Source organism: Pseudolysinimonas sp., from assembly GCF_057350545.1.
Map to the genome: position 1 here is coordinate 1 of NZ_JBMRCP010000118.1, position 10553 is coordinate 10553.

Sequence of the window (10553 nt, forward strand, 5' to 3'; positions counted from 1 at the left end):
ATCCTGTCCCGATCCGATGACCCAGGACTGCACGCGCCCGGCGGCTGTCACCGCTTCCGGCCGGTGCTGCAGCACGAGTCGCGTGGCACGACCCGGGCCGAGGTAGCGCACCATCCCGACGCCGGTGCGCAACGCGGCCTCCACGCCGAGCACCGCGGCTCCCGGGTAGTCGGCGGATCCGGTGACCAACCCCACCACGCCGCGCGAGTACTTGTCGTCGTCGGCCAGCGGCACGCGGATCCACGCGCGCGCCTCGTCGAACCCGAAGAGTGCGCTCATTCCTCAACGATAGGTTGGGTCGGTGAGTCTCAGCATCCCCGGCCGTGTCATCGTCTTCGACTACGGCGAGGTGCTCTCGATGTCGCAGAGCGAGCACGACAAGGCGGGGATCGTCGGCACCGCGGGTGCCTCCGCGGCCGAGTTCTGGCCGGCCTACTGGAAGCACCGCGACGACCTCGACCACGGCACGCTGACGATCCCCGACTACTGGGCGCGCGTCGGAGCGGAGCTCGGGCTCGTGTTCGGCCCCGCCCAGGTGCAGCGGCTGTGGGCGATCGACTTCCGCTCCTGGATCAGCGTCGAGCCGGGCAGTATCGACGTGCTCGCCGACCTGCACGCGGGCGGTACGCGCATGGCGCTGCTGTCGAACGCGGGCTACGACTACGGTGACGCCTTCCGCCGCGCGCCGTTCGCGCAGTACTTCGAGCAGGTCTTCGTCAGCGCCGAGTTGGGGATGATCAAACCCGATCCCGAGATCTACCGCCACGTCGCGCGAGAACTCGCGATCGAACCGGCGGAGATGGTGTTCATCGACAACAAGCAGGTCAACGTCGACGGGGCCGAGTCGCTCGGCATCACCGGCCACGTCTTCACGGGTGTTGCCCCGCTGCGCGCGTTCCTCGCCTCGCTCGCCGACGGAGCGGGCGCGTGAGCGCGCTCTTCGATCCGCTCATGCTCCGCGGCCTCACGGCGCGCAACCGCATCTGGGTCTCACCGATGTGCCAGTACACGATCGAGCGGCGCGACGGGGTGCCGACCGACTGGCACCTCGTGCACCTCGGCTCGTTCGCACGCGGCGGCGCGGGGATCGTGCTCGCCGAAGCGACGGCGGTGACTCCGGAAGGTCGCATCTCGGCGCACGACACCGGGATCTGGAGCGACGAGCACGTCGCAGCCTGGCGCCGCATCACCGACTTCGCGCACACGCAGGGTGCTCTCATCGGCCTCCAACTCGCCCACGCCGGACGCAAGGCGTCGGTCTGGCCCGAGTGGGGCTTCGAGCCGAAGCGGGGCACGATGCCGGTCGCCGACGGCGGATGGCAGACCGTCTCGGCGTCCGACCTCCCCTTCGACGGCTATGCGGCGCCCCGACCGCTCGGGCTCGACGAACTCCCGGGGATCGTCGAGGCCTTCCGCGCGGGCGCCCGACGTGCGCTCGACGCGGGATTCGACCTCGTCGAGGTGCACGCCGCGCACGGCTACCTGCTCCATCAGTTCCTCTCCCCGCTCTCGAACCTCCGCACCGACGCGTACGGCGGGTCGCTCGAGAACCGCGCGCGGCTGCTGCTCGAGATCGTGCGCGCGGTGCGAGCCGAGGTCGGCGAGGATGTTCCCCTGCTCGTGCGCTTCTCGGGCACCGACTACGTCGACGGCGGCTGGGACGTCGAGCAGACCGCCACCGTCGCGGGCTGGGCTCGGGACGCGGGGGCCGACCTCTTCGACATCTCGAGCGGCGGACTCGTGCCGGGGGTGACCATCCCGACGGGCCCGGGGTACCAGGTGCCGCTCGCCGAGGGTGTGCGCGCGCACGCCGACGTGCGGGTCTCGACCGTCGGACTGATCACGTCGCCGCAGCAGGCTGCCCACCTCGTCGACTCCGGCACGGTGGATGCCGTCATGCTCGGCCGCGAGCTGCTGCGCGACCCGCACTTCCCGCTGCGTGCCGCCACCGAGCTCGGCGTCGACGTCGACTACTGGCCCCCGCAGTATCGGCGCGCGCGCCCCGCCTAGCGCCTCCTGGTGGCGTCCTCGACCTCGCCGACGAGCGTCTCGATGATGTCCTCGAGGAACAGCACGCCGCGCGTCGTCCCGTGCTCGTCGAACACCCGAGCGACGTGCGCCCCCGAGCGACGCATGAGCGCGAGGGCGTCCTCGAGTTCCGCCTCTCGGAAGAGCGAGATCAGCTGGCGGATGCGCTTCGGCGGCACCGGCAGGTCGAACTCGTCGCCCGCTAGATCGATGACGTCCTTGAGGTGCACGTAACCGGTCGGCTCGCCCTCCTCGTTCACGAGCACGTAGCGGCTGAACCCGTGCTGTGCGACGGCGCGCTCGACGTCGGCCGGGGCCGCGTCCTCCGGAAGCGTGACGAGCGCGTCGGAGGCGAGCGCGACATCCCGCACCCGCTTCTCGGTGAACTCGAACGCGTTGCTGAGCGTGCCGGACGTGTCGGTCAACACCCCCTCGCGCGTCGAGGTGGCGATGATCGTCTGCACCTCCTCGGCCGTGAACGCACTCGTCGCCTCGTTCTTCGGCTCCACCCGGAACAGCCGCAGGATGCCGTTGGCCACCGCGTTGAGCGACCAGATCACGGGCTTGAACACCGTCGCGACGGCGACGAGCGGGGGCGCGAGGATGAGCACCGCGCGGTCCGGCACCGAGAACGAGATGTTCTTCGGCACCATCTCGCCGAGCACGACGTGGAGGAACGAGACGACGAGGAGCGCGATCGCGAACGCGATGGCGCCGACGACCTCCGCGGGGAGCTGAGTCAGTTCGAGCGGGATCTCCAGCAGATGGTGGAGGGCGGGCTCGGACACGTTGAGGATGAGCAGCGAGCACACGGTGATGCCGAGCTGGCTCGTCGCGAGCATGAGCGTCGCGTGCTCCATCGCCCACAGCGCGGTCTTCGCGGCGCGGGACCCGGCTTCGGCGCGCGGCTCGATCTGCGAGCGCCGCGCCGAGATGACGGCGAACTCGGCACCGACGAAGAACGCGTTGACGACGAGCAGGATGCCGAGCCACGCGATGCCCCACCAGTCGACGCCGGCGATGCCGTCCTCCGCGAACACGGCGAGCGGGTTCACTTCTCCCCCTCTTCCACGACGACGGGCTCACCGGTCTGCGGCGGCCTCGGCGTGTAGCGGATGCGGTCGATGCGACGACCGTCCATGCGCTCGACGCGGAAGACGCCCGCCTCGACCTCCACGGTGTCGCCGGCCTCCGGGAGACGGCCGAGCTCGGCCATCATCCAGCCGGCGACCGTCTCGTAGGGGCCGTCTTCGGGCACGCTGACGTGGGCGCGGTCGGCGAGCTCGTCGGGGCGCAGCGCGCCCGGGAAGGTCAGCCAGTCGCGGCTGCGCACGACGTCGGCACGCGACCTGTCGTGCTCGTCGGACACCTCGCCGACGAGTTCCTCGACGAGGTCTTCGAGCGTCGCGACGCCGGCCGTTCCGCCGTACTCGTCGAGGACGATCGCCATCTGGTAGCCGCGGCCCCGCAGCTCGCCGAGCAGGGTGTCGAGCTTCATCGTCTCCGGCACCCGGAGCGGATCGGACTGCAGCGCCGTGACCGGCACGTCCGCCCGCCGGTCACGCGGCACGGCGACGGCCTGCTTCACGTGGACGAGGCCGATGATGTCGTCGATGTCCTCGTCGAACACCGGGAAGCGGGAGTAGCCGGTCGAGCGCGCGAGGTTGACGACGGCCTCCGCGGTCGCCGTGCGCTCGACGCCCGCGATCCTCGGGCGCGGCGTCATCACGTCGGAGGCGTCGTGGTCGGAGAACGCGAGCGTGCGGGCGAGGAGCGTCGCCGTGTCCTGGTCGAGCGACCCCTCGCTCGCCGAGCGGCGCACGAGCGACTTGAGCTCGTCGGCCGTGCGTGCCGCGGAGATCTCCTCCCGCGGTTCGATGCCGATGGCGCGCAGGATGCCGTTCGCGGTGCCGTTGAGCAGCGCGATCGCCGGGCGGAAGACGGTCGTGAAGAGCGTCTGGAACGGGATGACGACCTTGGCCGTCGCCCGCGGCAGGGCGAGCGCGAAGTTCTTCGGCACGAGCTCGCCGATGATCATCGAGAGCAGTGTCGCGATCGTGATCGCGACGATCGTGGCGATGATCGAGACCGCCGCCCCGGGGATCCCGAGCCCGGCGAGCGGGGGCTCGAGGAAGTGGCTGAACGCCGGCTCGAGCGTGTACCCGGTGAGAAGCGTCGTGAGCGTGATGCCGAGCTGAGCGCTCGACAGGTGCGTCGACGTGATCTTGAGCGCCGCGATCGTCATGCCCAGGCGGGTCTCACCGCGGGCCTGACGCGCCTCGAGCTCTGCGCGGTCGAGATTGACGAGCGCGAACTCGCTGGCGACGAAGAAACCGGTGCCGACGGTCAGGAGGATGCCCACGAGCAGCAGGATGATGTCTGTGCTCATCGGGCCGACCTGAACGTCGGCGAGGGTCTATGGGCAGACGGAGGATCGTCCACGGTGGGGATCAGTTTCCCTTCGCGGCGGCTTTCGCCGCCTTCTTGAACTCCCGCACCTTCGTGAGGGAGGAAGCATCCACGATATCGGCAACAGACCGGTGGCTGCCCGCCTCACCGTAGGAACCGGCGGCGGACTCCCAGCCGGGGGCGGTCAGGCCGTACTGCTTGCCGAGCAGCGCGACGAAGATCTTCGCCTTCTGCTCGCCGAAGCCGGGAAGTGCCTTGAGCCGCTTCAGCACGGTCGCGCCGTCGGGGTCGCCGTCGGTCCAGATGCGCGCGGCATCCCCGCCCCAATCGGCGACGAGCGCGGCGCACAGCGCCTGCGTGCGCTCCGCCATCGACCCGGGGAACCGGTGCACGGCGGGCGTCTGCTTGAACACCTCGGCGAGCTTCTCGGGGTCGGTGCCCGCGATCGTCGCGGCGTCGAACGCGCCGAGTCGCTCGCGGATCTTGGCCGGCCCGGCGAACGCGGTCTCCATCGGCACCTGCTGGTCGAGCAGCATCCCGATCAGCAGCGCGAGCGGCTCCGTCGAGAGAAGCTCGTCGGCGGTCGCGTCACCCGTGATGTGCAACTGCGGCATGAGAGCGAGCTTAGGCACCCCGTCGTGGGTTGAGTAGGGCCGCCGCAGGCGTCGCGTATCGAAACCGGGAGCGCAGGGTCGGGGTTTCGATACACCGCGCTGCGCGCGGCACTCAACCCGCGAAGTCGACTCACCAGGAGACGGGGAGGGCCTTTCCCTCTTCGTACCCGGCCGCCGACTGGATGCCGACGACGGCTCGGTCGCGGAAGGCGGGGAGGTCGGCGGCCCCCGCGTAGGTGAACGACGACCGCACCCCCGAGGTGATCATGTCGAGCAGGTCCTCGAGGGAGGGTCGCAGCGGGTCGAGGTAGATCGTCGACGACGAGATGCCCTCGGCGAAGAGTTCCTTGCGCGCGAGCTCGTACGGGTCGAGGCCGCCGAAGCGTTCGTGCACGGCCTTCGTCGATGCCATCCCCCAGCTCTGCTTGTACAGGCGTCCGTCGGCGTCGGTCTCGATCTCTCCGGGCGACTCGAGCGTGCCCGCGAACCAGGAGCCGATCATGACGCTCGACGCGCCCGAGGCGAGCGCCAGCGCGACGTCGCGCGGGTAGCGCACTCCCCCGTCGGCCCAGACGTGGGCGCCGAGCTCGTGGGCGCGGTCGGCGGTCTCGAGCACCGCCGAGAACTGCGGGCGCCCGACGGCGGTCATCATGCGGGTCGTGCACATCGCGCCGGGTCCGACGCCGACCTTGAGGATGTGCGCTCCGGCCGACACGAGGTCGCTCACGCCGTCGCGGGTGACGATGTTGCCGGCCACGATCGGCACGCCGAGGTCGAGCGCGCGCACCGACTCGAGGGCGCGCAGCATCCCCTCTTGGTGGCCGTGCGCCGTGTCGAGCACGAGCACGTCGACGCCGGCCTCGACGAGGGCCTTGGCCCGACCGGGGGCGTCGCGGTTGATGCCCACCGCGGCGGCCACCCGGAGCCGACCCGCGGGGTCGACGGCGGGTCGGTAGATGGTGCCGCGGAGCGCCTGCGTGCGGCTGAGCGATCCGACGACCTCGCCGTCGGAGGTGACGGTCGCGAGTCCGTGCTCCTCGCGGACGAGTCGGTCGAAGGCCGCGCGCGCATCCGTCGCCTCGGCGAGGTCGAGCGCGAAGAGAGCGTCGAGCGGGCGACCCTCGAGCCGCGGGTCGTCGGCGGTGAGCGGCGTGTCGACGACGGTCGACTGCTGCTTCACCCAGGCGATCTGCTCGACGAGCTCGTCGACTCCGAGGTCTTGCGGCAGCACGCCGAGGCCTCCGCGGCGGGCGAGCGTCGCGGCGAGCCGCGGGCCGGTGACCGAGTTCATATTCGCCGAGACGATCGGGATGGTCGCACCGGTGCCGTCGTCGGGGGCGAGGTCGACGTCGAGCCGGCTCGTGACGTCGGAGTGACTGGGCACGAGGAAGACATCCGAGTAGGTCAGGTCGTGGGCCGGGAGCTCACCGAGGAAGCGCATGCTTCGAGGGTACGGCGCGGGGATCCGCGTCGCTGTAGTGCTCGCTGGCACATGTAGCATGATTGCACTTCTTAGTGAGGATCCCGCATGTCCACTCGCCCACGCTCTCTCGTCGCCGCGCTCGCCGTCGGCATCATCGCCCTCGGCGGCGCGCTGTTGCCCGCGCTCCCCGCGGCCGCCGACCCGGCGGTGTGCGCGACCCTCGGCGGCGCGTGGGATGCCGGCACGACGACCTGCACGATCGCCGGCGCCGGAGCCGTCGACACGAGCGGCGGGAACGTCCAGCTCGTCGGCGATCTCGTCGTGACCGGCACCGGCACGCTCGACGTGGCGGGCGTGTGGGTGTTCCGGGTCTCCGGGACGACCACGGTCGCGGGAACCGTGACGCTCGCCTCGGGCGGGATGGAGGCGCAGGCCGGGGCGACCGTCACCGGCAACGGCCAGTTGGTGATCAACACGGCGTCGTTCGCGGGCGACATCACGGTGAACGGTCCGGGAGCGGTCGCCTCCGGCGGCACGTCCGGGAACGTCGTCGTACTCGACGGGACGTTCAACATCACCTCGACCACGACCGGCACCGTCACGAACTCCGACATCGTCAACGCGTCGTCGTCACTCACGGGCGTCGTCACGAACCTCGCCGGCACGTTCACGAGCACGGGCACCCTCAACAACGCGGTCATCGTGAACGGCGGCACCGTCGCCATCCAGTCCTTCGCGCTGAGCACTGTGACGGTGAACGGCGGGACTCTCACCACCACGGGGTTCGGCAACATCTCCGGCACGACGACGGTCGCCGCGGGCGCCACGTTCACCAACGCCGCGACGGTCGGCGCGGTGTCGAACGCGGGCACCTTCACGAACTCCGTGGGCGGCACCAGCGGAGCGGTCACCAACACGGGGACGGGGTCGCTCGTCAACGACGGCACCATCACGGGCGGCGTCACGCACACGAGCACCGGCACCTTCACGGGAAGCGGCACGACGACGCCGGCCTACCCGCAGACCGTGGCCTTCGCCTCCGGCGCGCCGGTGGCTCCGCCTGCCGGTGACACCTACCTTGTGACGCTGACGACGTCCGCGGTCGGCACGACCCCGACGCTGACCGCCGGGCCGGCCGGCGTGTGCTCGATCGCCGGCGCCACCGTGACGTTCCTCGCCGACGGAGTCTGCACCGTGACCGCCGGACGCGCCGCCACGGGCAACTTCGCGTCGGCTTCAGCGTCCCAGTCGATCGCGATCGGAGCGCAGCCCGACGGCGGCGCGACCCTGCCCGCCACGGGTGCCCCGATGGGCCCCGAGCTTCTCGTCGGCATCGGTGTCGTCGCGCTCGGGGGCGGCATCCTGCTGATGCGCCGTCTGCAGCCTGTGCGTTCCTGAGTACACCCCTTCCGGGGCCCGCGCGGCCCCCCTCGTGCGCCTAAGCTAGAACGGCTGCAAACGCCACCACACCGAGACAAACCTCAACGCACGAGAGTGGGCGGTTCAACCGTGTCGAGCCCCGTAACCGGGATCACGTCAGAAGAAGAGTTCGGAGCCAACGAATGGCTCGTCGACGAGATGTACGAGCGGTACCTCGCCGACAAGAACTCCGTCGACCAGAGCTGGTGGCCGGTGCTCGAGCAGCGGCGCGCGGGCGCCTCGACGGCACCCGCCGAGGCCGGGTCCGCGGCCTCCCCCGAAGCCGCAACGCCCTCTGAGTCCACCACTCCCGCGGAGCCGGCCACCGATCCCGCGCCCGCAGCGGAGACCGAGGCGTCGCCGCAGAACCAGGTGGGCGGCGAGGCGCAGATCCCCGCCGAAGTCACCGAGGCGCCCGCCGCGCCGACCGCCGCACCCGCGACGGGCAGCACGCCCGTCGCCCGTACGACCAACGCCCCCGCGAAGCCGCAGCCCATCCCCGCCGACGCCCCGCAGGCAGCCCCTGCTGCCGAGTCGGCGGAGCAGGACGTCGTCACCGCCCTCAAGGGCATGCAGAAGACCCTCGCGACCAACATGGATGCGAGCCTCACGGTGCCCACCGCGACGAGTGTGCGCACCATCCCGGCGAAGCTGATGATCGACAACCGCATCGTCATCAACAACCACCTCAAGCGCGCCCGCGGCGGCAAGGTCTCGTTCACGCACCTCATCGCGTGGGCCATGGTGCAGACGCTCAAGGAGTTCCCGAGCCAGAACGTCTACTACGACGAACCCGACGGCAAGCCGAGCGTCGTCGCGCCCGCGCACGTCAACCTCGGCATCGCGATCGATCTGCCCAAGCCCGACGGCACGCGTTCGCTGCTCGTGCCCGGCATCAAGCGCGCCGACACGATGACGTTCTCCGACTTCCTCGCCGCCTACGAAGACGTCGTCGCCCGCGCCCGCGCCAACAAGCTCACGGCCGACGACTTCAAGGGCACCACGATCTCGCTCACCAACCCGGGCGGAATCGGCACCGAGCACTCCGTGCCGCGGCTCATGAAGGGCCAGGGCTCGATCATCGGTGCCGGTGCCCTCGAGTACCCGGCGGCGTTCCAGGGCTCGAGCCAGAAGACCCTCGCGGAGCTCGGCATCGGCAAGACCATCACGCTCACGAGCACGTACGACCACCGCGTCATCCAGGGTGCCGGATCGGGCGAGTTCCTCAAGAAGGTGCACGAGCTGCTCATCGGCGAGCGCGGCTTCTACGAGGGCATCTTCTCGTCGTTGCGCATCCCGTACGACCCGATCCACTGGGCCGAGGACATCAACGTCGACCTCTCCGAGCGCGTCTCGAAGACGGCCCGCGTGCAGGAGCTCATCAATGCGTTCCGCGTGCGCGGTCACCTCATGGCCGACATCGATCCGCTCGAATACGTGCAGCGCAGCCATCCCGACCTCGACATCGGAAGCCACGGCCTGACGTTCTGGGACCTCGACCGCGAGTTCGTGCTCGGCGGGTTCGCCGGCAAGCGCTCGGCCCTCCTGCGCGAGGTGCTGGGCGTGCTGCGCGACTCGTACTGCCGCACCGTCGGCATCGAGTACATGCACATCCAGGACCCCGACCAGCGCGCGTGGTTCCAGGAGCGACTCGAGAAGCCCTACGAGAAGCCGACGAAGGAGGAGCAGCTCCGCATCCTCAGCAAGCTCAACGAAGCCGAGGCGTTCGAGACGTTCCTGCAGACGAAGTACGTCGGTCAGAAGCGTTTCAGCCTCGAGGGCGGCGAGTCGACGATCGCGCTGCTCGACGAGATCCTCCAGGGTGCCGCGGAAGCCGGCCTCGACGAGGTCGCCATCGGCATGGCGCACCGCGGACGCCTCAACGTGCTCACCAACATCGCCGGCAAGACCTACGGTCAGATCTTCCGCGAGTTCGAAGGCACGCAAGACCCGAAGACCGTGCAGGGCTCGGGCGACGTGAAGTACCACCTCGGCACCGAGGGCACCTTCACCGCCATGACCGGCAAGCAGGTCGCCGTCTACCTCGCGGCGAACCCGTCGCACCTCGAAGCCGTCGACGGCGTGCTCGAAGGCATCGTGCGCGCCAAGCAAGACCGCATGCCCGCGGGTACGTACAACGTGCTGCCGATCCTCGTGCACGGAGATGCGTCGATGGCCGGACAGGGCGTCGTCGCCGAGCAGCTGCAGATGTCGCAGCTGCGCGCGTACAAGACGGGCGGCACCCTCCACCTCGTCATCAACAACCAGGTCGGCTTCACGACTCCGCCCACCGAGGGTCGCTCCTCGGTCTACTCGTCCGACGTGGCGAAGACCATCCAGGCGCCGATCTTCCACGTGAACGGCGACGACCCCGAGGCCGTCGTGCGCGTCGCGGAGCACGCCTTCGCCTACCGCGAGAAGTTCAAGCGGGACGTCGTCATCGACCTGGTCTGCTACCGCCGCCGCGGTCACAACGAGGGCGATGACCCGTCGATGACCCAGCCCCTCATGACGAACCTCATCGAGGCGAAGCGCAGCGTGCGCACCCTGTACACCGAGGCTCTCGTCGGCCGCGGCGACATCACGCAGGAGGAGTTCGAGGCGGCCCACAAGGACTTCCAGGACCGCCTGGAGCGCGCCTTCGCCGAGACCCACGCCGC

General features: G+C 70.2%; 9 protein-coding genes. 4 read left to right on the forward strand and 5 right to left on the reverse strand.

The window, feature by feature from the left end; translation table 11 throughout:
• Positions 1-279 (reverse strand): NAD(P)H-hydrate dehydratase (locus tag ACO1X9_RS16165; RefSeq protein WP_486351881.1); only part of this gene is annotated, 279 nt, incomplete at its 3' end.
• 22 nt (positions 280-301) lie between these two features.
• Here ACO1X9_RS16165 and ACO1X9_RS16170 point away from each other — a divergent pair.
• The gene (locus ACO1X9_RS16170) at positions 302-931 is read left to right on the forward strand and encodes an HAD family hydrolase (RefSeq protein ID WP_486351882.1); all 630 of its coding nucleotides are present in this window, start codon (positions 302-304) and stop codon (positions 929-931) included.
• Positions 928-2010 carry an NADH:flavin oxidoreductase/NADH oxidase gene (locus ACO1X9_RS16175; RefSeq protein ID WP_486351883.1) on the forward strand — a complete coding sequence of 361 codons (1083 nt, stop codon included), beginning with the start codon at positions 928-930 and terminating at the stop codon, positions 2008-2010. The genes ACO1X9_RS16170 and ACO1X9_RS16175 overlap by 4 nt, the downstream gene beginning before the upstream one ends.
• Here ACO1X9_RS16175 and ACO1X9_RS16180 read toward each other — a convergent pair.
• The 4 genes from ACO1X9_RS16180 to ACO1X9_RS16195 all read right to left on the reverse strand — a co-directional run bounded on the left by ACO1X9_RS16180 (position 2007) and on the right by ACO1X9_RS16195 (position 6492).
• Positions 2007-3083 (reverse strand): hemolysin family protein, encoded by a 1077-nt coding sequence (locus ACO1X9_RS16180; protein ID WP_486351884.1) that lies wholly within the window; start codon positions 3081-3083, stop codon positions 2007-2009. The two genes, ACO1X9_RS16175 and ACO1X9_RS16180, sit on opposite strands and share 4 nt — an antisense overlap.
• The gene (locus tag ACO1X9_RS16185) at positions 3080-4417 is read right to left on the reverse strand and encodes a hemolysin family protein (RefSeq protein WP_486351885.1); all 1338 of its coding nucleotides are present in this window, start codon (positions 4415-4417) and stop codon (positions 3080-3082) included. Before ACO1X9_RS16185 ends, ACO1X9_RS16180 begins: the two co-directional genes overlap by 4 nt.
• A 61-nt stretch (positions 4418-4478) precedes the next feature.
• Complete coding sequence (locus ACO1X9_RS16190) at positions 4479-5051, reverse strand: HhH-GPD-type base excision DNA repair protein (protein ID WP_486351886.1); 573 nt, start codon at positions 5049-5051, stop codon at positions 4479-4481.
• A gap of 130 nt (positions 5052-5181) precedes the next feature.
• Positions 5182-6492 (reverse strand): IMP dehydrogenase, encoded by a 1311-nt coding sequence (locus tag ACO1X9_RS16195; protein ID WP_486351887.1) that lies wholly within the window; start codon positions 6490-6492, stop codon positions 5182-5184.
• Between the two features lie 87 nt (positions 6493-6579).
• On the opposite strand from ACO1X9_RS16195, the gene ACO1X9_RS16200 reads away from it, so the two are divergent.
• Both ACO1X9_RS16200 and ACO1X9_RS16205 read left to right on the forward strand, forming a co-directional pair.
• Positions 6580-7872 (forward strand): hypothetical protein, encoded by a 1293-nt coding sequence (locus ACO1X9_RS16200; protein WP_486351888.1) that lies wholly within the window; start codon positions 6580-6582, stop codon positions 7870-7872.
• 111 nt (positions 7873-7983) lie between these two features.
• On the forward strand, positions 7984-10553 hold a 2570-nt coding region (locus ACO1X9_RS16205), incomplete at its 3' end, for a multifunctional oxoglutarate decarboxylase/oxoglutarate dehydrogenase thiamine pyrophosphate-binding subunit/dihydrolipoyllysine-residue succinyltransferase subunit (protein WP_486351889.1).